The following is a 21,970-nucleotide window of genomic DNA, read 5'->3' on the forward strand; positions in this document are numbered from 1 at the left end:
TGCGACATTAAGGTACGTTCGTGCCACGCTTTGACGCCGCCGAGCGCTCTGGATCTTGCATTGGGTATGGGCCCTGCATAAGTATCCGCAGGCACGACTCACGAGGTCGTACCTCACTACTAAAAAATGACAACAAATCATGAGGCCAACATGCTTAAACACGCGGTCATTCCGTTTTTAGTCGGCGCAGGCTTGTTAGCCTCCGCACCTTTCGCCACCGCTGCGACTAACCTGGTGTTCTGCTCCGAAGGCAGCCCGGCCGGTTTCGATCCAGGCCAGTACACCACCGGAACCGACTTCGACGCCTCAGCCGAAACCATGTTCAACCGTCTGACCCAGTTCGAGCGTGGCGGCACCGCCGTGACTCCTGGTCTGGCGACCAAGTGGGACATCTCGGATGACGGCCTGACTTACACCTTCCACCTGCGTGAAGGCGTCAAGTTCCACACCACCCCGTATTTCAAGCCGACTCGTGAGTTCAACGCCGACGACGTGCTGTTCACCTTCAATCGCATGATTAACAAGGATGACCCGTTCCGTAAGGCGTACCCGACCGAATTCCCGTACTTCACCGACATGGGGATGGATACCAACATCACCAAGATCGATAAAGTCGACGACCACACCGTCAAGTTCACCCTGAAAGAAGTCGACGCCGCGTTCATCCAGAACATGGCCATGAGCTTCGCGTCGATCCAGTCCGCCGAGTACGCAGCCCAGCTGCTGAAGGAAGGCAAGGCTGCCGACATCAACCAGAAGCCGATCGGCACTGGCCCGTTCGTGTTCAAGAGCTACCAGAAAGACTCCAACATCCGTTACACCGGCAACAAGGATTACTGGAAGCCTGAAGACGTGAAGATCGACAACCTGATCTTCGCTATCACCACCGACCCGTCGGTACGTATCCAGAAGCTGAAAAAGAACGAGTGCCAGGTCACCCTGTTCCCGCGTCCGGCCGACCTCGCGGCACTGAAAGCCGACCCTGCGCTGAAGATGCCTGACCAGGCCGGCTTCAACCTGGGCTACATCGCCTATAACGTGATGGACAAGGTCAAGGGCAGCAACGAGCCTAACCCGCTGGCCGACCTGCGCGTGCGCCAGGCGCTGGACATGGCCGTCAACAAGCCACAGATCATCGACTCGGTTTACCAGGGCGCAGGCCAACTGGCCGTCAACGCCATGCCACCGACCCAGTGGTCCTACGACACCACCATCAAGGACGCCAAGTACGATCCTGAGAAAGCCAAGCAGCTGCTCAAGGAAGCCGGCGTCAAGGAAGGTACCGAGATCGTCCTGTGGGCGATGCCGGTTCAGCGTCCGTACAACCCGAACGCCAAGCTGATGGCCGAAATGCTCCAGTCCGACTGGAAGAAAATCGGTCTGAACGTGAAGATTCAGAGCTACGAGTGGGGCGAGTACATCAAGCGCTCCAAAGGCGGCGAGAACCAGGCGATGATCATCGGCTGGAGCGGTGACAATGGTGATCCGGACAACTGGCTCAACGTGTTGTTTGGTTGCGACTCGCTGAGTGGCAACAACTTCTCCAAATGGTGCGACAAGAAATTCGACGGCCTCGTGAAAGAAGCCAAGCGCACCACTGACCAGGCCAAGCGCACCGAACTCTACAAAGAGGCGCAGCACGTCCTCAAAGATGCAGTCCCTATGACACCTATCGCTCACTCGACGGTGTATCAACCCATGCGCGCCAACGTGCAGGACTTCAAGATCAGCCCGTTCGGCTTGAACTCCTTCTACGGCGTCAGCGTCAGCAAATAAAAGAAGCAGCGGCGACGTTTTCAGCGTCGCCGCTGTTTTTTTGCCGAGAAGTCAGGAATTCGCCTACAGCCTTTTCTAACCAGTCTTACTAGGTTGGGTTAGGACGTGTTGCCTTTTCCTACGAGTCTTTAGGACTCAGCGCATTTACTGCCAGACCCACGGCCCCTACCGTCGGGTTCTGACCAGTGACTGCGTGGGCTATCGGTTTGCTGTTGGTTTGAGCTCAATGCAGCCACAACGTCCCTGGACGGGATCGCGGCGCATTGAAAAACACTAAAAAAGAGGGAGCGTCATGCGCCATACCTTGGTTTTTTCCGCATTGCTGGGCGCCGGCCTGTTGGCTGCCACGTCCGCCAGTTTCGCCGCCAGCAACAGTCTGGTGTTCTGCTCCGAAGGCAGTCCGGCCGGTTTCGACACCGCGCAGTACACGACGGCAACCGATAACGACGCCGCCGAACCGCTGTACAACCGACTGGCCGAGTTTGAAAAAGGCGCGACCAATGTCGTACCGGGCCTGGCAACCAGCTGGGACATCTCCGAGGATGGCCTCAAGTACACCTTTCACCTGCGTGAAGGTGTGAAATTTCACACAACGCCGTACTTCAAACCTACGCGCGATTTCAACGCCGACGACGTGCTGTTCACGTTTAACCGCATGCTCGATCCGCAACAGCCATTCCGTAAGGCTTATCCGACCGAGTTCCCGTATTTCAACGGGATGAGCCTCAACAAGAACATCGCCAAGGTCGAGAAGACCGGGCCGCTGACCGTGCAGTTCACGCTCAACAGCGTCGACGCCGCGTTCATCCAGAACATCGCCATGAGCTTTGCCGCCATTCTGTCCGCCGAGTACGCCGACAAGCTGCTGGCCGAAGGCAAGCCGAGCGACATCAACCAGAAGCCGATCGGCACCGGGCCGTTCGTGTTCAAGAGCTACCAGAAAGACTCGAACATCCGCTACACCGGCAACTCGCATTACTGGGATCAGAGCCGGGTGAAGCTGAAGAATCTGATTTTCGCGATCAATACCGACGCTTCGGTGCGTGTGCAGAAGCTCAAGGCCGGCGAATGCCAGATCACCCTGCACCCGCGTCCGGCCGATGTGCCGGCACTGAAGAACGACCCGAAACTGCAATTGATCGAGAAGCCAGGCTTCAACCTCGGCTACATCGCCTATAACGTGCGCCACAAGCCGTTCGACCAGCTCGAAGTGCGCCAGGCACTGGACATGGCGGTGAATAAACAGGGGATTCTCAACGCTGTTTATCAAGGCGCCGGCCAACTGGCCGTCAACGCCATGCCGCCGACCCAATGGTCCTACGACGACACCATCAAGGACGCCGCCTACAACCCGGAAAAAGCCAAAGAGCTGCTCAAGGCTGCCGGTGTCAAGGAAGGCACCGAGATCACCCTGTGGGCGATGCCGGTACAACGGCCGTACAACCCGAACGCCAAACTGATGGCCGAGATGCTCCAGGCCGACTGGGCCAAGATCGGGCTGAAAGTGAAGATCGTCAGCTACGAATGGGGCGAGTACATCAAGCGCACCAAGAATGGCGAGCACGACATCAGCCTGATCGGCTGGACCGGTGACAACGGGGACCCGGACAACTGGCTCGGCACGCTGTACAGCTGCGACGCCATCGGCGGCAACAACTACTCCATGTGGTGCGATCCGGCTTACGACAAGCTGATCAAGCAGGCCAAGGTCGTCACCGACCGCGATCAGCGCACCGTGCTCTACAAACAGGCCCAGCAACTGCTCAAGCAGCAAGTACCGATCACGCCTGTCGCCCACTCGACGGTCAACCAGCCGCTGAGCGCCAAAGTCGAAGGGTTCAAAGTGAGCCCGTTTGGTCGCAACGTGTTTTCGGGTGTCAGCATCGATTAAACACAAAACCGATTAGCCGCAATGCTGAGGGGCCGTCTACCCCCTCACGCAAGCGCTTTGCCGAAATTCGCCAATCAGGCCTTTTGCAAACGTTTGCGATGTGTGAATGAGTTCTAAACCAATAACCGGCCAACCCAAAAAAGCCGGCATAAAAAGAAAGTAAAGGAGCTTCACCCATGAAACTGAGCAATACCGCGATACTGGCCCTGGCCATCAGCAGCATCACCGCCACGGCTTACGCGGAAACCCAAAGCCAGGCGTTCACTCCGGTGACCGTCAACGAGAAGAGCGCCCAGGCTGAAGCCACCGGCTTCCTCGAAGGTCAGTCGATCAGCGGCTCGACCCGTAACTGGTACGCCAACGAACAACTGAAACGCGGCGGCAAGTTCACCTATCGCAAGGATGGCGTGGCCACTCCGACCGACCGCCGTATCAACTGGGTGCAGGGCACCATCGTCAAGTACAACTCGGGCTTCACCGAGGGCACCGTCGGTTTCAGCACCGAAGTGGCGGCGTACAACGCCATTGCGCTGGAGCGTGACCGCGAGAACCTGGCGTCCAACAACGGTGGCGCACCGGGCACCCGTCCAGGCGCGGGCAACAACCGTACCCTGACCCGTGAAGGCGGCGAAGCCCAGGGCCAGTGGAGCAAAGTCGGCCTGGCCAACGTCAAGGCGCGTATCTCCAACACCACCCTGACCGCCGGCCGCATGAACTTCAGCAGCCCGCAGGTCGACGTGATCGGCAACCGTCCGCTGCCATCGAGCTTCGAAGGTATCGCGATCCACAGCGAAGAGCTGAACAACCTGTCCTTCGACCTGGCCTCGTTCGACCGCGTTTCGCCGCGTACCGAAGAAAGCCTGAGCAAATTCCGCTCCGAATACGGCGCGATCGATGCCGAAGCCGACCACGTTCACACCGGCGGCATCTCGTATCAGCCGTTCGCCAGCCTGACCACCAGCCTGTGGGGCACCCAGGCCGAAGACCTGTGGAACCAGTACTACTTCGGCGCCACCCACGTGCTGGGTGACAGCTCGGTTCTGGCTCTGACCACCGGTCTGAACTACTACAAGACCGTGGACGAAGGTAAGAAAAAACTCGGTGAAATCGACAACGACACCTACTCCCTGTCGTTCGGTCTGACCCACCAGGCGCATACCCTGACCTTCTCCTACCAGGAAGTGAACGGTAACGAGTACTTCGACTACCTGCACGAAACCAACGGCATCTACCTGGCCAACTCCCTGCTGTCGGACTTCAACGGCCCGAACGAGAAATCCTTCCAGGTGGCCTACGGTCTGAACATGGCCGAATACGGCGTGCCAGGCTTGAAGTTCAACATCTACCAGGCCCGCGGCTGGGGCATCGACGGCACTCACTACAAGGGTGGCGGCTACGACGGCGTGCAGTCGATGGACGGCGAACACCACTATGAATACGGCATCGGCGCCTCTTATGCCGTACAGAGCGGTCCTCTGAAAGCCACTACCGTTCGTGCGACCTACACCGCGCACCGCGCCAGCGAAAACCAGGCTGACGGCAGCATCAACGAATTCCGTCTGGTGACCACCGTTCCGTTCAACATCCTGTAAAAACGCCAGCCGACGGCTGACTCAGTGACGAGTCGGCCGTTCGGCTTTTTGTCTTCAACCGATTGCAGAGGGTTCTTGATGAAAATGCTTCCCCTACGTGCGGCCATCGCGGCTGCGTTGCTGAGTGTCGCTGTCGGCGTCTCGGCCAAACCCTTGGTGGTCTGCACCGAAGCCAGTCCGGAAGGCTTCGATATGGTCCAGTACACGACTGCAGTCACTGCCGACGCGGTGGCCGAAACCATCTTCAACCGTCTGGCGGACTTCAAGCCCGGCACCACCGAAGTGATTCCGGCGCTGGCCGAGTCGTGGGACATCAGCGAAGACGGCCTGACCTACACGTTCCACCTGCGCAAAGGCGTCAAGTTTCACACCACCGAATATTTCAAGCCGACCCGCGACATGAACGCCGACGACGTGGTCTGGAGTTTCCAGCGTCAGCTGGACCCGAATCATCCGTGGCACAAGCTGTCGAGCGTGGGCTTCCCGTACTTTGAAAGCATGGGCTTCAAGGAACTGCTCAAAAGCGTCGAGAAAGTCGACGACAACACCGTCAAGTTCACCCTGACCCGCCGCGAAGCGCCGTTCCTGGCCGACATCGCCATGGCGTTCTCCTCGATCTACCCGGCCGAATACGCCGACCAGTTGCTCAAGGCCAACAAGACCGGTGACCTGAACAACAAGCCGGTCGGCACCGGGCCGTTCATCTTCCAGCGCTACAACAAAGACGCCCAGGTGCGCTTCAAGGCCAACCCGGACTATTTCCGTGGCAAGCCGCCGGCTGACGCGCTGATCCTGGCGATCGCCACCGACAACAACGTGCGCTTGCAGAAACTCAAGGCCAACGAGTGCCAGATCGCGCTGTACCCGAAACCGGATGACATCCCGAGCATCAAGAAAGACAGCAACCTGAAAGTCGACGAACTGGATGCGATGACCGTCTCCTACGTCGCCATGAACACCCAGCACAAGTACATCAGCGACGTGCGGGTGCGCAAAGCGATCGACATCGCCTTCGACAAGGAAGCCTACGTCAACGCCCTGTTCGGCAAAGGCAACGCCAGCGTGGCGGTCAACCCGTATCCGCCGACCCTGCTGGGCTACAACCACGAGCTGAAAAACCCGCCACGTGACCTCGACAAGGCCCGCGCCCTGCTCAAGGAAGCCGGTGTACCGGAAGGCACCACGTTCACCCTGTTCACCCGCAACGGTGGCGGCCCGACCAACCCGAACCCGATGCTCGGCGCGCAGATGATGCAGGCTGACCTGGCGAAAGTCGGGATCAAAATCGACATCCGCGTGATGGAATGGGGCGAGATGCTCAAACGCGCCAAGGCCGGCGAGCACGACATGGTCTCGGCCGGATGGGCGGGCGACAACGGCGACCCGGATAACTTCCTGACGCCTATGCTCAGTTGCGAAGCCGCCAAGAACGGCGAAAACTACGCGCGCTGGTGCAACGAGAAATTCCAGGCCCTGCTCGACGAAGCACGGGCTAAAGTAGATCCGGCCGAACGCGCCAGGCTGTATGAACAGGCTCAAGTGCTGTTCAATCAGGACCAACCGTGGATCAGCATGGCCCACACCCGCATGTTCACCGCAATGCGCAACAACGTAGAGGGTTATCACATCAGCCCTCTGACAACCAATAACTTCGCCACCACCCAGGTGAAGTAGATAAGAAAACTCCCGGTTTCCCTGACCCCAGGGAAACCGGGCACGCCTAACCGGCTGATGAGGTACCACACACGATGTTTAGTTTTATTGCCCGCCGACTGGGGTTATTGATCCCCACGTTTTTCGGCATCACCTTGCTGACTTTCGCGTTGATTCGCATGATTCCCGGCGACCCCGTGGAAGTGATGATGGGCGAACGTCGGGTCGACCCCGAAATGCACGCTCAGGCAATGGAACGCCTCGGTCTGAACAAACCGTTGTACGCCCAGTACCTGGACTACATTGGCAAACTGGCCCACGGCGACCTCGGTGAATCCCTGCGCACCCGTGAGAGCGTATGGACCGAGTTCACCTCCCTCTTCCCGGCGACCCTGGAACTGTCCATGGCCGCCCTGCTGTTCGCCGGCATCCTGGGCCTTCTGGCCGGGGTGATCGCGGCCCTCAAGCGAGGATCCCTGTTCGACCACGGGGTGATGGGCATCTCCCTCGCGGGTTATTCGATGCCGATTTTCTGGTGGGGCCTGATCCTCATCATGTTCTTCTCGGTGAGCCTGGGCTGGACCCCGGTGTCCGGGCGGATCGACCTGCTCTACGACATCGAGCCGCGCACCGGTTTCATGCTGATCGACACCCTGCTGGCCGATGATATGGGCGCCTTCCTCGATGCCCTGCACCACCTGATCCTGCCGGCCATCGTGCTCGGCACCATTCCGCTGGCGGTGATCGCGCGGATGACCCGTTCGTCGATGCTCGAAGTGCTGCGTGAAGACTACATCCGCACCGCCAAGGCCAAAGGCCTGTCGCCGTCGCGCGTGGTGTTCGTGCACGGCCTGCGCAACGCGCTGATTCCGGTACTGACCGTGGTCGGCCTGCAAGTCGGCACCCTGCTGGCCGGTGCGGTCCTGACCGAAACCATCTTCTCCTGGCCCGGCATCGGTAAATGGCTGATCGAAGCCATCGGCGCCCGGGACTACCCGGTTGTGCAAAACGGCATCCTGTTAATCGCCTGCCTGGTGATTCTGGTCAACTTCGTGGTGGACATCCTCTACGGCTTTGCCAACCCACGCATCCGTCATCAGCGCTGAGGTCAATACCCATGAGCACTCCAACTTCCTCAGTAGCCACCGCTGCCACCGCCGTGGATCAAAGTCTGCTGTACCCGTCTCCGTACAAAGAGTTCTGGCAGGCCTTCGCCAAGAACAAGGGCGCCGTCGCCGGCCTGCTGTTCATGCTGCTGGTGATTTTCTGCGCGATCTTCGCGCCGTGGGTCGCCCCGCATAACCCGAGCGAGCAATACCGCGACTTCCTGCTGACGCCGCCGGCGTGGCTCGAAGGCGGGCAGATGCAGTTCCTGCTCGGCACCGATGAACTGGGTCGCGACCTGCTGTCGCGCCTGATCCAGGGTTCGCGCCTGTCGCTGCTGATCGGTTTGTCGTCGGTGGTGATGTCGCTGATCCCGGGGATCCTGCTGGGCCTGTTCGCCGGTTTCTTCCCGAAAGTGGTCGGCCCGACCATCATGCGTCTGATGGACATCATGCTGGCCCTGCCATCGCTGCTGCTGGCCGTGGCGATCGTCGCCATCCTCGGCCCTGGCCTGATCAACACCGTGATCGCGATTGCCGTGGTGTCCTTGCCGTCCTACGTGCGTCTGACCCGTGCCGCCGTGATGGGTGAACTGAACCGCGACTACGTGACCGCCGCGCGCCTGGCCGGTGCAGGTCTGCCACGCCTGATGTTCATCACCGTGCTGCCGAACTGCATGGCGCCGCTGATCGTCCAGGCGACTTTGAGCTTCTCCTCGGCGATCCTCGATGCCGCCGCCCTGGGCTTCCTCGGCCTCGGCGTCCAGCCGCCAACCCCTGAGTGGGGCACCATGCTGGCTTCGGCCCGCGACTACATCGAACGCGCCTGGTGGGTGGTGAGTCTGCCTGGTTTGACCATTTTGCTCAGCGTGCTGGCAATCAACTTGATGGGCGACGGCCTGCGCGATGCGCTGGACCCGAAACTCAAGAACGCCGCCTGAGGAGATTCCCATGTCACTGTTAGAAATCAAGAATCTCAACGTTCGCTTCGGCGACAAGAACGCCACCCCGGTCGTGGACGGCCTCGACCTGAAAGTCGACAAGGGCGAAGTCCTGGCGATCGTGGGCGAGTCGGGTTCCGGCAAGTCCGTGACCATGATGGCGCTGATGGGCCTGATCGAGCACCCGGGGATCGTCACCGCCGATTCGCTGAGCTTCGACGGCAAGAACATGCTCAAGCTGAACAACCGCCAGCGTCGGCAGATCGTCGGCAAAGACCTGGCGATGGTGTTCCAGGACCCGATGACCGCGCTGAACCCGAGCTACACCGTCGGTTTCCAGATCGAAGAAGTGCTGCGCCTGCACCTGAAAATGTCCGGCAAGCAAGCGCGCAAGCGTGCGATCGAACTGCTGGAAAAAGTCGAAATCCCGGGCGCCGCCAGTCGTATGGACGCCTACCCGCACCAACTGTCCGGCGGCATGAGCCAGCGTGTGGCAATTGCCATGGCGATTGCCGGCGAACCGAAGCTGCTGATCGCCGACGAACCGACCACCGCACTCGACGTGACGATCCAGGCGCAGATCATGGATCTGCTGCTGGCGTTGCAGAAAGAGCAGAACATGGGCCTGGTGCTGATCACCCACGACCTCGCCGTAGTAGCCGAAACCGCTCAGCGCGTGTGCGTGATGTACGCCGGTCAAGCCGTTGAAGTCGGTCAGGTGCCGCAACTGTTCGACATCCCGGCCCACCCGTACAGCGAAGCGCTGCTCAAGGCGATTCCGGAACACAGCCAGGGTGCCGAGCGTCTGGCCACTCTGCCGGGCATCGTTCCCGGCCGTTACGACCGCCCGCAAGGCTGCCTGCTATCGCCGCGCTGCCCGTACGTGCAGGACAGCTGCCGCGCGCAGCGTCCGACCCTTGACCCGAAAAGCCACAGCCTCGCCCGCTGCTTCTATCCGTTGAACCAGGAGGTGGCGTAATGGCCGTCGTACTTACCGCCCGCGACCTGACCCGTCACTACGAAGTCTCCCGTGGCCTGTTCAAGGGCCACGCCACCGTGCGCGCCCTGAACGGCGTGTCGTTCGAGCTGGAAGCCGGCAAGACCCTTGCCGTCGTCGGTGAATCGGGCTGCGGCAAATCCACCCTCGCCCGCGCCCTGACCCTGATCGAAGAGCCGTCATCCGGCTCGCTGAAAATCGCCGGGCAGGAAGTGGCCGGCGCCGACAAGGCTCAGCGCAAACAACTGCGCAAAGACGTGCAGATGGTGTTCCAGAGCCCGTACGCATCGCTGAACCCACGGCAGAAAATCGGTGATCAACTGGCCGAGCCGCTGTTGATCAACACCAACCTGTCGGCCGCCGAACGTCGCGAGAAAGTCCAGGCGATGATGAAGCAGGTCGGCTTGCGTCCCGAGCACTACCAGCGTTATCCGCACATGTTCTCCGGTGGTCAGCGTCAGCGTATTGCACTGGCGCGCGCCATGATGCTGCAACCGAAAGTGCTGGTGGCGGACGAACCGACCTCGGCGCTGGACGTGTCGATCCAGGCGCAGGTGCTGAACCTGTTCATGGACATGCAGCAGGAGTTCAACACCGGTTACGTGTTCATCTCGCACAACCTGGCGGTGGTGCAGCACGTGGCCGATGACGTGATGGTGATGTACCTCGGTCGCCCGGTGGAAATCGGTCCGAAGCACGACATCTATGCCCGTCCTCTGCACCCGTACACCCAGGCGCTGTTGTCCGCGACCCCGACCATCCACCCGGATCCGGACAAGCCGAAAATCAAGATCGTCGGCGAGCTGCCCAACCCGCTGAACCCCCCACCTGGCTGCGCGTTCCACAAGCGCTGCCCATACGCCACCGCGCGTTGCAGCAGCGAAGAGCCGGCCCTGCGCCAGCTCGATACGCGTCAGGTTGCGTGCCACTACGCCGAGCAGTTCCTCGACGGCGCGGCATGAAAAAACCCGCCCTGTTTCCCGGGGCGGGTTGTTGATGAGTTGACCAAACCCCTTCTGCCCCGATTGCGCATCAATCGGGAAAGAAGGGGTTTTCTTTTGACCGGAATCTACGTCTGGCTATCGCCTTCGTCCGGATCATCGGTGTCCGGTTCATCGGTGGTCGAGTCGTCATCGTCGGCGCTGCCGCCCTGGCCCTGATCGCCGGGCTCGGACTCGGACTTGGCCAGCATCAGCGCGCTGTGCCCCACCTGCCCGCTGGAGGCCTGGGTATCGTGATCCTCGCACTCGGCCCAAGCCGTCGCGGTGCCGAGGGACAGCATCACCATCACTTTCAACAGCAGCAAAACCCGTAGCAACCTGTTTTTCATAGTCGAGTCCATCCTGTTCCAGGTGAGAAATTCATGCTGACCTGACGCTGATTGAAATCTAGTTCCGATCCGCCGGGTTCACCAGATAGGACGCTAACCCATGCCCGGAAATGCCGTGCGTGGACAGACCGCTTTCGAATAACACTCATAACCGGATCGGCTAAGCGAGGTAGCTTCTCTCCAATACTTGATGAGCAACTGATTCTGCAGCCAACAAAAAGCCCCCGAGGCTTGCGCATCGGGGGCTTGGGATGGAGCAACTCAGCGCTTAGTGATGCTCGCGCGTCGCACGGAATTTCACGTCCGGCCAGCGCTCTTCCATCAGGGCCAGGTTGACCCGGGTTGGCGCGAGGTAGGTCAGGTGACCGCCGCCGTCCAGTGCCAGGTTTTCCACAGCCTTGTTGGAGAATTCCTCAAGCTTCTTCTTGTCGCCGCATTCGATCCAGCGCGCGGAGTACACGGTGATCGGCTCGTAGGAGCACTCGACCTTGTATTCCTCTTTCAGGCGGCTGGCGACCACATCAAACTGCAGCACACCGACGGCGCCGAGGATGATGTCGTTGCTGCGCTCCGGGAAGAACACCTGGGTCGCGCCTTCTTCGGCGAGCTGTTGCAGGCCCTGGCGCAGTTGCTTGGATTTCAGCGGGTCGCGCAGGCGTACGCGGCGGAACAGTTCCGGGGCGAAGTGCGGAATACCGGTGAAGCCCAGGCTTTCGCCTTCGCTGAAGGTGTCGCCGATCTGGATCGTGCCGTGGTTGTGCAGACCGATGATGTCGCCGGCGTAGGCTTCTTCCAGCTGTTCACGCTCGGAGGAGAAGAATGTCAGGGCGTCGCCGATGCGCACGTCCTTGCCGGTACGCACGTGGCGCATCTTCATGCCTTTTTCGTACTTGCCGGAGCAGATACGCATGAAGGCGATGCGGTCGCGGTGCTTCGGGTCCATGTTCGCCTGGATCTTGAAGATGAAGCCCGAGAACTTCTCTTCCACTGGCTCCACGGTGCGCTCGTTGGCTACGCGCGGCAGCGGGCGCGGGGCCCAGTCAACCACAGCGTCGAGGACATGGTCGACCCCGAAGTTGCCCAATGCAGTACCGAAGAACACCGGGGTCAGTTGGCCGTCGAGGAATTCCTGCTGATTGAACTCGTGGCAGGCGCCCTGCACCAGTTCCAGCTGTTCGAGGAAACGCTCGTACTCGTCGCCCAGGTGTGCGCGGGCTTCGTCGGAATCGAGCTTCTCGATGATCTTGGTTTCGGTGCGTTCATGACCGTGACCGGCGGTGTAGACAATGATGTAGTCGTCGGCCAGGTGGTACACGCCCTTGAAGTCGCGGTAGCAACCGATCGGCCAGGTGATCGGCGCAGCCTTGATCTTCAGTACGGCTTCGATTTCGTCGAGCAGTTCGATCGGGTCGCGGATGTCACGGTCGAGTTTGTTGATGAAGCTGACGATCGGCGTGTCACGCAGACGGCAGACGTCCATCAGGGCGATGGTACGTGGTTCTACACCTTTACCGCCGTCGAGAACCATCAGGGCCGAGTCCACCGCGGTCAGGGTGCGGTAGGTGTCTTCGGAGAAGTCTTCGTGGCCCGGGGTGTCGAGCAGGTTGATCATGTGTTCGCGATATGGGAACTGCATGACCGACGTGGTGATCGAGATGCCCCGCTGCTTTTCCATCTCCATCCAGTCGGATGTCGCGTGGCGGTCGGATTTACGGGATTTCACCGTACCGGCCACAGCAATCGCCTTGCCCATCAGCAAGAGCTTTTCGGTGATGGTGGTTTTACCGGCATCGGGGTGGGAAATAATGGCGAAAGTGCGGCGTTTCGCGACTTCGGCGGCCTGTCTGGTCATGGGAAATCGCCTGGCGGTGATTCAAAAAAGGGCGTCGATTATAGCCCAACTCGATTCAATAACCGAACCGTTGAGCACATTAAGGGTGGCCAAATGCTGCCTCGGATGGGAACCTTTTAAAGCACGGAGACGTCCATCCCCTGTAACGACATTTCGTCAGGGGCTGAAAAATCAGCAAGTTAGCCTGACGAGGCTGCGCTCATGGCTGGCTTTCAGACCGCTTTTGCCGGGCTGAAAAAAAGCTGCTTCTCGCGAACACTGACTCCGGCAGCCAGGCATGGCATGCCACACGGAGCAGCGGTCGCCGACTAAAAAAAAGGAGTCCGCCTGTGGCTATCCGCTATGGCAAAGGGCTGATGGGAGGTGCGGTGGTGATCGCGCTCCTGGCCCTGCTGATCCACTGGATCGGCATCAACACGATCGAACACTACCGCGACGATTTGTTGTTTTACCTGCAAGCTCATCTGATTCTCGTCCTCGCTTCAATGCTGGCCGCCCTGGTCGTGGGCATTCCCGCCGGCATCTTCCTGAGCCGCCCGCACATGGTTGGCCGCGCCGAACGCTTCATGCAGATCTTCAACATCGGCAACACCGTGCCGCCGCTGGCCGTACTCGCGATTGCCCTGGGGATTCTCGGCATCGGCAGCGGCCCGGCGATCTTCGCTTTGTTCCTCGCCTCGCTGTTGCCGATTGTGCGCAACACCTATGAAGGCCTGAAAAACGTCCAGGGCTCGCTGAAAGAAGCCGCCGTCGGCATCGGCATGACTCCGCGCCAGGTGCTGTGGAAAGTCGAGTTGCCCAACGCCGTGCCGATCATCGTCGGCGGTGTGCGGGTGGCGCTGGCGATCAACGTCGGTACGGCGCCGCTGGCCTTCCTGATCGGCGCCAACAGCCTTGGCAGCCTGATCTTCCCCGGCATCGCCCTGAACAATCAGCCGCAACTGCTGCTCGGCGCCGCGTGCACCGCGCTGCTGGCCCTGCTGCTCGATGGCGTGGTCACCCTCGCCAGCCGCCTCTGGCTGGAACGCGGTTTGCGCCCGTCTTGAGGCTTTGCGAAGGAATATTTATGAAAAGACTTAGTTTGATTCTGGGCTGCGTGCTGCTCTTCGCAGGTATCGCCCAAGCCGCCGACAAACCGGTGATTCGCCTCGGCGCCCGAGTATTCACCGAGCAGACCCTGCTCGCGGAAATCACCGCGCAATACCTGCGCAGCAAAGGCTACGACGCGCAGATCACCGGCGGTCTGGGCAGCAACCTGGCCCGCAGCGCCCACGAAACCGGACAACTGGACATGCTCTGGGAATACACCGGCGTGTCGCTGGTGGCCTACAACCATGTCACCGAAAAACTCGACAGCGAACAGTCCTACGCCCGGGTGAAAGAACTCGACGCGAAAAAAGGCCTGGTCTGGCTGACACCGTCGAAATTCAGCAACACCTATGCCCTCGCTCTGCCGAAAAAAGTGGCCGAGGAATATCCGCAGATCCACACCATCAGCCAGTTGAACGACGTGTTGAAGGCTGAAGCCAAAACCAATCATCTGGTGGCGCTGGACACCGAGTTCGCCAATCGCTCCGACGGTCTGGACGGCATGGTCAAGCTCTACGACATGAACCTGACCCGCAAGAACATCCGGCAGATGGACGCGGGCCTGGTCTACACCGCGCTGCGTAACGGCCAGGTGTTCGCCGGTCTGGTCTACACCACCGACGGTCGACTCAACGCGTTCGGCCTGAAGCTGCTGGAAGACGACAAGCATTACTTCCCGGATTACACCGCAGCGCCGGTGGTGCGTCAGGCCTACCTTGATGCGCATCCGCAACTGGCGGAGCAACTCAAGCCGCTGGCCGAGCTGTTCGACGACGAAACCATGCGCCAGCTCAACGCGCGGGTCGACGTCGATCACGAGAGCCCGTCGAAAGTCGCTGCCGATTTCCTGCGCCAGCATCCACTGAATTAAAGGAGGAAAAGTCATGGAATTTTTGAACGCCTTTTCCCACCTCGACTGGCAGCAGGTGATGCATCTGACCTGGCAGCACATCACACTGGTCGGCATTGCTGTCAGCCTGGCAATCCTCATCGGCGTGCCGCTGGGCATCCTGATGACGCGCTTCCCGAGCCTCGCCGGCCCCTTGCAGGCCAGCGCCACGGTGCTGCTGACCGTGCCGTCGATTGCGCTGTTCGGCCTGCTGCTGCCGTTCTACTCGAAATTCGGCCAGGGCCTCGGCCCGATGCCGGCGATCACTGCCGTGTTCCTTTATTCACTGCTGCCGATCATGCGCAACACCTACCTCGCCCTGACCGGCGTCGAACCGGGCATCCGCGAAGCCGCACGCGGCATCGGCATGACCTTCGGCCAGCGCCTGCGCATGGTGGAGTTGCCGATCGCCGTGCCGGTGATCCTCGCCGGCGTGCGCACCGCCGTGGTGATGAACATCGGCGTGATGACCATCGCCGCAACCATCGGCGCCGGCGGTCTCGGCGTGCTGATCCTCGCCTCCATCAGCCGCAGCGACATGTCGATGCTCATCGTCGGCGCGCTGCTGGTCAGTCTTCTGGCGATCTTCGCCGACCTCATTTTGCAGTGGCTGCAACGTTCGCTGACTCCAAAAGGACTCCTCAAATGATCGAACTTCAAAACCTCAGCAAGACCTTCCAAAGCAACGGCAAAGATGTGAAAGCCGTGGACTCGGTAAGCCTGACCGTCAATGAAGGCGAAATCTGTGTGTTCCTCGGGCCATCGGGCTGCGGCAAAAGCACCACGCTGAAAATGATCAACCGCCTGATCAAGCCGACCTCGGGCAAGATCCTGATCAACGGCGAAGACACCACCGACCTCGACGAAGTGACCCTGCGCCGCAACATCGGCTACGTGATCCAGCAGATCGGTCTGTTCCCGAACATGACCATCGAAGAGAACATCGTGGTGGTGCCGAAACTGCTCGGCTGGGACAAACAGAAATGCCACGACCGCGCCCGCGAACTGATGAGCATGATCAAGCTTGAGCCCAAGCAATATCTGCATCGTTACCCGCGTGAACTGTCCGGCGGTCAGCAGCAACGGATCGGCGTGATCCGTGCGCTGGCGGCGGATGCACCGCTGTTGCTGATGGACGAACCGTTCGGCGCGGTCGACCCGATCAACCGCGAGATGATCCAGAACGAATTCTTCGAGATGCAGCGCGCGCTGAACAAGACCGTGATCATGGTCAGCCACGACATCGACGAAGCGATCAAGCTCGGCGACAAGATCGCGATCTTCCGTGCCGGCAAGCTGCTGCAGATCGACCATCCGGACACCCTGCTCGCCCATCCGGCGGACGACTTTGTCAGCAACTTCGTTGGCCAGGACAGCACCCTCAAACGCCTGCTGCTGGTGAAAGCCGAAGACGCAGCAGACAACGCGCCGTCAGTCAGCCCGGAAACCCCGGTGGCCGATGCGCTGGAGTTGATGGACGAACATGACCGTCGCTATGTCGTTGTCACTGACGCTGAGAACAAGGCACTGGGTTATGTGCGCCGTCGTGACCTGCATCGTCAGACCGGCACCTGTGCGCAGTTCCTGCGCGAGTTCAACGCCACGGCGGCATACGACGAGCATTTGCGCATCCTGCTGTCGCGCATGTACGAGTTCAATCGCTCATGGCTGCCGGTGATGGATGCCGAGCGGGTATTCCTTGGCGAAGTTACCCAGGAGTCGATTGCGGCCTACCTGAGTTCGGGTCGATCACGCGGCATGAAGACCAATATCGTGTCGCCAGCCGAGGCCGTGGCCTGATCAAAAGCAAAAGGGCTGTTCGACAGCCCTTTTTTTCGACTACCGGAACCTGAAAGCCGTGATTTTTTTGCCAACGAAGAGCCGGCAAGAAATATCAACACGTGAGAAGGCTGACCCCGTCCGCGAATGTCAGCCTTAACCAGCAACTTCCCCCTCATCTCCCCTTCTCGCCGCCAACGTCGCCGATGTTGAAGTGAACGCACTTATCTGAGACTTGGCAAACATCAGCGTCGAACGTGCAGGTATTTTTAACACCTGAAAATTATTGCGGAACATCTGACCGTCATCTCGGTCGGCTACAAAGAGTGATATCCACGACGCACGTCAGAAGCGTGCAAAAACGCGACATTTTTAGTTGATCTCAGGCCCCTCACGCCCTAAAGTTCGCGCCGAACGTCCATGCTGGAAACGATCCATCCGGCTCAAGTACTGACGACGAGACAGCAAGGCCAAGGGCAGCGACCCATGGCCTTTTTGCTTTCGGCGACATGCCTTGGGAAGTAGGCGAACCAAAGTGGGGATACGGAGGACGTTCATTTGCACCCATTGATTAACGACGTTTGCCACTAGGAGTCCCAAGTATGTCGATCCAGGTCGAAGACTATTTCGCGCGCGAAACCTTTCAGAAAATGAAGGCGTTCGCCGACAAACAGGAAACCCCGTTCGTGGTGATCGACACCGCGATGATCGCCCAGGCCTACGATGACCTGCGCGCCGGTTTCGAATTCGCCAAGGTCTACTACGCGGTCAAGGCCAACCCGGCCGTCGAGATCATCGACCTGCTCAAAGAGAAAGGCTCGAGCTTCGACATCGCCTCGATCTATGAGCTGGACAAAGTGCTGAGCCGTGGCGTCAGCCCGGACCAGATCAGCTACGGCAACACCATCAAGAAGTCCAAGGACATTCGCTACTTCTACGAGAAGGGCGTGCGTCTGTTCGCCACCGACTCCGAAGCCGACCTGCGCAACATCGCCAAGGCTGCACCGGGCGCCAAAGTCTATGTGCGCATCCTGACTGAAGGCTCGACCACGGCCGACTGGCCACTGTCGCGCAAATTCGGCTGCCAGACCGACATGGCCATGGATCTGTTGATCCTCGCCCGCGACCTGGGCCTGGTGCCGTACGGCATCTCGTTCCACGTCGGTTCGCAACAGCGCGACATCAGCGTCTGGGACGCCGCGATCGCCAAGGTCAAAGTGATCTTCGAACGCCTGAAGGAAGAAGACGGCATCCACCTCAAGCTGATCAACATGGGCGGCGGCTTCCCGGCCAACTACATCACCCGCACCAACAGCCTGGAAACCTACGCCGAAGAAATCATCCGCTTCCTGAAGGAAGACTTCGGTGATGACCTGCCGGAAATCATTCTGGAGCCGGGCCGTTCGCTGATCGCCAACGCCGGTATCCTGGTCAGTGAAGTGGTGCTGGTCGCGCGTAAGTCCCGTACCGCCGTCGAGCGTTGGGTTTACACCGATGTGGGCAAGTTCTCCGGCCTGATCGAAACCATGGACGAAGCGATCAAGTTCCCGATCTGGACCGAGAAGAAAGGCGAGATGGAAGAAGTCGTGATCGCCGGCCCGACCTGCGACAGCGCCGACATCATGTACGAAAACTACAAGTACGGCCTGCCGCTGAACCTGGCGATCGGTGATCGCCTGTACTGGCTGTCGACCGGTGCGTACACCACCAGCTACAGCGCCGTAGAATTCAATGGCTTTCCGCCGCTGAAGTCGTTTTACGTGTAAACGACGCTTCAACTGAAAAGGCCCATGCATGCATGGGCCTTTTTTATTTGCGCAGCCAGATCTCAAGATGATTGAGCATCGTCATGAACTCATCGGCGCCCTCTTGCGTTGCGGCCAGGTGGAAATTCAACTTTCCGAGTTTCGACGCGCGCCCTGCCTTCAATAACTCATTGAACACCGTGTCGATGTACAAGCCCGTTTCCTCGAGAAATAAGCTGACTTGCGAAATCACGGAAGCCAATCCGTTAAACAACGCAGCTATATCAGCTTTGTATTCGGCGCCCCTGACGAGCGGATCCGCGGACGAATAAGCCACGTCCCAAACCGGCGTCGTGCGCGCTTCGCGAAACAACTCCTCAACCACCGTCGGCTGGGTATGGCACTGGCACGAGCGATGATCCATTGCCCTGCCATACACCGACTTGAGCCCGAATGACTCGTCATGCACCTCGGCGATGATGTATTTCAGTTGGCGTATCGCGCCCCACAACGAGGAAAACCGAAGCGCCAGTTCGTGAACGAGGTCCGGGACATCGGTTGGGGGAAACAACTTCCAGGTCGGCGACCTGGATAAGCTGTACAACTTGAAATCCACCTGACTGAGAGGCTCATTCCTTGAAGTATTGCGGGTGATTTCCAGCGTTTCGGCAGTGAATGCAGCGAGATCCGCGACGTAAGTACTGCACAAGCGTCGAGCCTCTTCGGTGCGCTGCCAGAACTCCTGCAAGTAGTGCGCATTGAAACTGGCATTGTTCAAACGCGAATCGCTGGCCAGTACCGCCAGTTGATGACCGCTGGCTCTACGGCGTTCAAACACCAAAGGAATGTTGTTGAAGGTAGGGTGAAGAGAACCCAGGAAATTTGTATATCGGTCCAGTGTCCGCCGTTGTGCTGCGCAGAACTCGTACGCAAATGTATTCATGGCTGATCGGGAGACGGTGGGCACGACACCCACCGCCTCGACTCCTTACTGCTGAATCGTTTTCAGATACTGCCTGACGTCGGCAATCCGGGTGAGTGCGGCAGTCGTCCGTTGCTCGACAGGCTGCGACTTGTCCTGTTTGAAGTCCCGGGCGAAAAACTCGAACACGGCCACCAGATTCGAGAACTCATTCACGTAACTCCAACGCTCTTCGTCCAGTTGGTCGAGGACTTGCACCAGGTGAATTTTTCCATCGATCTGGGCGATCTCGTTGACATGCTTCTTCAACTGCTCCCTCAGATCAGCCGCCTTATCCTTGAGCTGGTTGTAACCCGCCAGCATGTTCAGATAGGAAATGGCCTCACCAATACCCGCGATCATTTTTTTCAGAGTATCGATGGCGAACAGTGCAATCTGGACCTGCGGTGGCGCCAGCCCCAGTGCTTTCAGGTTATCCAGTGTCAATCGGGCTTCCTGACCGATCTTCTCCACTCCGGCTTTAGCAATCAGCTCGAGCGCTTCAGACACCGATTTCATCTGTTTTTCGAAATCGGCGACTTTTTCTTCCGACTTGACCTTCAGTGCCTCCGTGAAGGCCCGATCCTGCTGCAGCGTCACCTTCCATTGCGCCGAAGCCGATCGGTCGTAAGCGGTACTCAAGCCGTTGTGCGTCATCTTCAAGTCGTCCGCGTGCTCGGAGACTTTCATCGATAAATTCTTGAGTTCGATTTCCATTTCCTCGCGGATGTCATCCGCCTCTTCCGGATATTCGAGAAGTTCGGCCTGAGATATTTTCAGCTTGTTCTGCGCGCGCTCCAGATTGATCGCTGTAGTCTGGGCCTGATTACGAAGTTCAAATGTGGCCTTCTGAATAGCCACCGTCAGTCCATTCATTGTGCGGACGGTACCCGGCAGATAATTGAACTCTTCACCGAGCATTTGCGCAGTGACATTGCTCGTTTGAACGGCCGCAGCGTGGGAACGCAAAGCAGCGATGTCAAAGTCCGAATCGGCTGAATGACTGTTTAGCGACAACATGATTGTGTTACTCCTGAATACCGCAAAGTTGCTTCCATACTCTTTATCTGCCGCATCAAAGACGTCCAATAGCTGATCGGAACTCACCTTGATCTGCTCCCACGGATCAATGATACCGAGAATCTGGTTCTTGAACTTCCTCAGGGAAGTGGCTTCCTCAAGCAGATCAACTTCTTTGACAGACGCACTGATATAGGTGCTCAACGCATTCCAGACCAGCATCAGGTTCTGCGTGGCAACTTCAGCCTCGATCGCCACGTAGTTGAGATTCTGCAAATCATCGCGCACTTTGTTCAGGGAACTCAGCGTCTGGTTTTTGCTGGCCATTACCTGGTTGGAAGCCTGTTGCTCTGCCTTCAACCGGTTTCGCTCCTTGCGGATTTTTTCAGCCTTGACGCCCTGGTAGATGCCGAGAATCAAACCACCGATATTCAGTGTCGCTGCCGACCTGATCGCTTCCTGAACCAACTGATCATATTGTTTGTTCAGCTCATCGATTTCTTTCGAGCGCTGGTCGATCTCCCCCTGCAGGGCCTGAATGTCTGCCTGATAAGTATTGCGCGATACGAACTCCAGTCGCAGTTTGATCTCCGGCAGCACGATCTCGCGCATATCAGAGCCAAAACTGTCGAGTTCCGATCTGACATGCTCGGCCTTCGCGTGGCACTGCATGACTTTAGCCAGCATGTCATTGAGATACGCTTTGATTTCCGGAACATCACCGGACGGCAAGCCCAGGTCGGGAAGGCCCGGTACCGTGCGCTTGAGCTGCACATACTCTTCGGGCGTATTGATATCGTATTCCTCCAGATACCTGGAGGCTTTCAGGTCCTCGTAGATCTCTACGATGCCTTTACCCGTACGAATAATGCTGCCGGCAAAAATCTTCAGATCAGTACCGGTGAGCATGATTTTCTCACGCAACGGGGACCAGCGTTTCGCATGGTCGTAGGTGTAGGTGAATGTGCGCAGGAAGTCTGTTGCCTTGAGACCAACGCCCCCCGCATCCCCGGTGCCGTAGTTCAGATAGGCAACAACGTCCGCCAGCCGAACCGGAAGCGACAGCCCCAGAACCTCATACTTGCGCAGGCTGATAATCTGCTCTTTGGTTAATTGAATACCGGTTTCCCGATTGTATTCTTCACCCTCGCCGAGCGAAGCACTTACAAACATCCGAGGCGCTTTTGCGGCGGCCTCGACGATCTTGCTGTCCATCTTGAACTCCATAAGAGACTCCTTGTCTTCTTCGGATATTTAATAAAAGTCATTTTAGATACGACATCATGGTTCGACTCATTTCAACTTGAGCGCCGACATCGCAAAACAACCCTAGAACAGCAAGACAACAATCA

The 21,970-nt window shown here is 58.8% G+C and carries 17 protein-coding genes; 13 read left to right on the forward strand and 4 right to left on the reverse strand.

What is annotated here, in order from left to right; all coding sequences use genetic code 11:
* The first annotated feature begins 150 nt into the window (after positions 1 to 150).
* From ACTJK7_RS12135 to ACTJK7_RS12170, 8 genes are all read left to right on the forward strand, one after another.
* The gene (locus ACTJK7_RS12135; RefSeq protein WP_064382560.1) at positions 151 to 1,776 is read left to right on the forward strand and encodes an ABC transporter substrate-binding protein; all 1,626 of its coding nucleotides are present in this window, start codon (positions 151 to 153) and stop codon (positions 1,774 to 1,776) included.
* A 292-nt stretch (positions 1,777 to 2,068) separates the two neighbouring features.
* Positions 2,069 to 3,667 carry an ABC transporter substrate-binding protein gene (locus ACTJK7_RS12140; RefSeq protein WP_440780391.1) on the forward strand — a complete coding sequence of 533 codons (1,599 nt, stop codon included), beginning with the start codon at positions 2,069 to 2,071 and terminating at the stop codon, positions 3,665 to 3,667.
* A gap of 176 nt (positions 3,668 to 3,843) precedes the next feature.
* Positions 3,844 to 5,259 (forward strand): OprD family porin, encoded by a 1,416-nt coding sequence (locus ACTJK7_RS12145; RefSeq protein WP_011332436.1) that lies wholly within the window; start codon positions 3,844 to 3,846, stop codon positions 5,257 to 5,259.
* Between the two features lie 78 nt (positions 5,260 to 5,337).
* Positions 5,338 to 6,933 carry an ABC transporter substrate-binding protein gene (locus tag ACTJK7_RS12150; protein WP_085654606.1) on the forward strand — a complete coding sequence of 532 codons (1,596 nt, stop codon included), beginning with the start codon at positions 5,338 to 5,340 and terminating at the stop codon, positions 6,931 to 6,933.
* A 74-nt stretch (positions 6,934 to 7,007) separates the two neighbouring features.
* Positions 7,008 to 8,018 carry an ABC transporter permease subunit gene (locus tag ACTJK7_RS12155; protein ID WP_007953665.1) on the forward strand — a complete coding sequence of 337 codons (1,011 nt, stop codon included), beginning with the start codon at positions 7,008 to 7,010 and terminating at the stop codon, positions 8,016 to 8,018.
* 11 nt (positions 8,019 to 8,029) lie between these two features.
* Complete coding sequence (locus ACTJK7_RS12160) at positions 8,030 to 8,956, forward strand: ABC transporter permease subunit (protein WP_011332434.1); 927 nt, start codon at positions 8,030 to 8,032, stop codon at positions 8,954 to 8,956.
* A gap of 10 nt (positions 8,957 to 8,966) precedes the next feature.
* On the forward strand, positions 8,967 to 9,935 hold the full coding sequence (locus ACTJK7_RS12165) for an ABC transporter ATP-binding protein (protein ID WP_011332433.1): 969 nt from the start codon (positions 8,967 to 8,969) through the stop codon (positions 9,933 to 9,935).
* Positions 9,935 to 10,915 (forward strand): peptide ABC transporter ATP-binding protein, encoded by a 981-nt coding sequence (locus ACTJK7_RS12170; protein WP_007953682.1) that lies wholly within the window; start codon positions 9,935 to 9,937, stop codon positions 10,913 to 10,915. The genes ACTJK7_RS12165 and ACTJK7_RS12170 overlap by 1 nt, the downstream gene beginning before the upstream one ends.
* 107 nt (positions 10,916 to 11,022) lie before the next feature.
* Here the strand turns inward: ACTJK7_RS12170 and ACTJK7_RS12175 are convergent, their stop codons facing one another.
* On the reverse strand, positions 11,023 to 11,283 hold the full coding sequence (locus tag ACTJK7_RS12175) for a hypothetical protein (RefSeq protein WP_064384136.1): 261 nt from the start codon (positions 11,281 to 11,283) through the stop codon (positions 11,023 to 11,025).
* Positions 11,284 to 11,551: 268 nt separating this feature from the next.
* Positions 11,552 to 13,135, reverse strand: a complete 1,584-nt coding sequence (locus ACTJK7_RS12180; RefSeq protein ID WP_323150637.1) for a peptide chain release factor 3 — start codon at positions 13,133 to 13,135, stop codon at positions 11,552 to 11,554.
* 356 nt (positions 13,136 to 13,491) lie between these two features.
* Here ACTJK7_RS12180 and ACTJK7_RS12185 point away from each other — a divergent pair, with 356 nt between their 5' ends.
* From ACTJK7_RS12185 to ACTJK7_RS12205, 5 genes are all read left to right on the forward strand, one after another.
* Entirely contained in the window at positions 13,492 to 14,181 is a 690-nt protein-coding gene (locus ACTJK7_RS12185) for an ABC transporter permease (protein ID WP_170928954.1), read from the forward strand.
* Between the two features lie 20 nt (positions 14,182 to 14,201).
* Positions 14,202 to 15,095, forward strand: coding sequence for a glycine betaine ABC transporter substrate-binding protein (locus tag ACTJK7_RS12190; RefSeq protein WP_440780394.1), 894 nt, complete (start codon positions 14,202 to 14,204; stop codon positions 15,093 to 15,095).
* 13 nt (positions 15,096 to 15,108) lie between these two features.
* Entirely contained in the window at positions 15,109 to 15,762 is a 654-nt protein-coding gene (locus tag ACTJK7_RS12195; RefSeq protein ID WP_007953690.1) for an ABC transporter permease, read from the forward strand.
* Positions 15,759 to 16,913, forward strand: a complete 1,155-nt coding sequence (locus tag ACTJK7_RS12200) for an osmoprotectant ABC transporter ATP-binding protein OsmV (RefSeq protein ID WP_039769215.1) — start codon at positions 15,759 to 15,761, stop codon at positions 16,911 to 16,913. Before ACTJK7_RS12195 ends, ACTJK7_RS12200 begins: the two co-directional genes overlap by 4 nt.
* A 581-nt stretch (positions 16,914 to 17,494) precedes the next feature.
* Entirely contained in the window at positions 17,495 to 18,658 is a 1,164-nt protein-coding gene (locus ACTJK7_RS12205) for a type III PLP-dependent enzyme (protein ID WP_039769212.1), read from the forward strand.
* A gap of 43 nt (positions 18,659 to 18,701) precedes the next feature.
* Here the strand turns inward: ACTJK7_RS12205 and ACTJK7_RS12210 are convergent, their stop codons facing one another.
* Together ACTJK7_RS12210 and ACTJK7_RS12215 are read right to left on the reverse strand one after the other, a co-directional pair.
* Positions 18,702 to 19,613, reverse strand: coding sequence for a hypothetical protein (locus ACTJK7_RS12210; protein WP_234420598.1), 912 nt, complete (start codon positions 19,611 to 19,613; stop codon positions 18,702 to 18,704).
* A 12-nt stretch (positions 19,614 to 19,625) separates the two neighbouring features.
* Complete coding sequence (locus tag ACTJK7_RS12215) at positions 19,626 to 21,845, reverse strand: alpha-xenorhabdolysin family binary toxin subunit A (RefSeq protein WP_108559563.1); 2,220 nt, start codon at positions 21,843 to 21,845, stop codon at positions 19,626 to 19,628.
* Positions 21,846 to 21,970: the final 125 nt, after the last annotated feature.

It is taken from the genome of Pseudomonas sp. 22085, assembly GCF_052045815.1.
Lineage (GTDB): Bacteria > Pseudomonadota > Gammaproteobacteria > Pseudomonadales > Pseudomonadaceae > Aquipseudomonas > Aquipseudomonas glycinae.

Coding starts and splice junctions, on each gene's coding strand:
- ACTJK7_RS12135 (WP_064382560.1), top strand. CDS start 151: ATGCTTAAACACGCGGTCATTCCGTTTTTAGTCGGCGCAGGCTTGTTA.
- ACTJK7_RS12140 (WP_440780391.1), top strand. CDS start 2,069: ATGCGCCATACCTTGGTTTTTTCCGCATTGCTGGGCGCCGGCCTGTTG.
- ACTJK7_RS12145 (WP_011332436.1), top strand. CDS start 3,844: ATGAAACTGAGCAATACCGCGATACTGGCCCTGGCCATCAGCAGCATC.
- ACTJK7_RS12150 (WP_085654606.1), top strand. CDS start 5,338: ATGAAAATGCTTCCCCTACGTGCGGCCATCGCGGCTGCGTTGCTGAGT.
- ACTJK7_RS12155 (WP_007953665.1), top strand. CDS start 7,008: ATGTTTAGTTTTATTGCCCGCCGACTGGGGTTATTGATCCCCACGTTT.
- ACTJK7_RS12160 (WP_011332434.1), top strand. CDS start 8,030: ATGAGCACTCCAACTTCCTCAGTAGCCACCGCTGCCACCGCCGTGGAT.
- ACTJK7_RS12165 (WP_011332433.1), top strand. CDS start 8,967: ATGTCACTGTTAGAAATCAAGAATCTCAACGTTCGCTTCGGCGACAAG.
- ACTJK7_RS12170 (WP_007953682.1), top strand. CDS start 9,935: ATGGCCGTCGTACTTACCGCCCGCGACCTGACCCGTCACTACGAAGTC.
- ACTJK7_RS12175 (WP_064384136.1), bottom strand. CDS start 11,283: ATGAAAAACAGGTTGCTACGGGTTTTGCTGCTGTTGAAAGTGATGGTG.
- ACTJK7_RS12180 (WP_323150637.1), bottom strand. CDS start 13,135: ATGACCAGACAGGCCGCCGAAGTCGCGAAACGCCGCACTTTCGCCATT.
- ACTJK7_RS12185 (WP_170928954.1), top strand. CDS start 13,492: ATGGGAGGTGCGGTGGTGATCGCGCTCCTGGCCCTGCTGATCCACTGG.
- ACTJK7_RS12190 (WP_440780394.1), top strand. CDS start 14,202: ATGAAAAGACTTAGTTTGATTCTGGGCTGCGTGCTGCTCTTCGCAGGT.
- ACTJK7_RS12195 (WP_007953690.1), top strand. CDS start 15,109: ATGGAATTTTTGAACGCCTTTTCCCACCTCGACTGGCAGCAGGTGATG.
- ACTJK7_RS12200 (WP_039769215.1), top strand. CDS start 15,759: ATGATCGAACTTCAAAACCTCAGCAAGACCTTCCAAAGCAACGGCAAA.
- ACTJK7_RS12205 (WP_039769212.1), top strand. CDS start 17,495: ATGTCGATCCAGGTCGAAGACTATTTCGCGCGCGAAACCTTTCAGAAA.
- ACTJK7_RS12215 (WP_108559563.1), bottom strand. CDS start 21,845: ATGGAGTTCAAGATGGACAGCAAGATCGTCGAGGCCGCCGCAAAAGCG.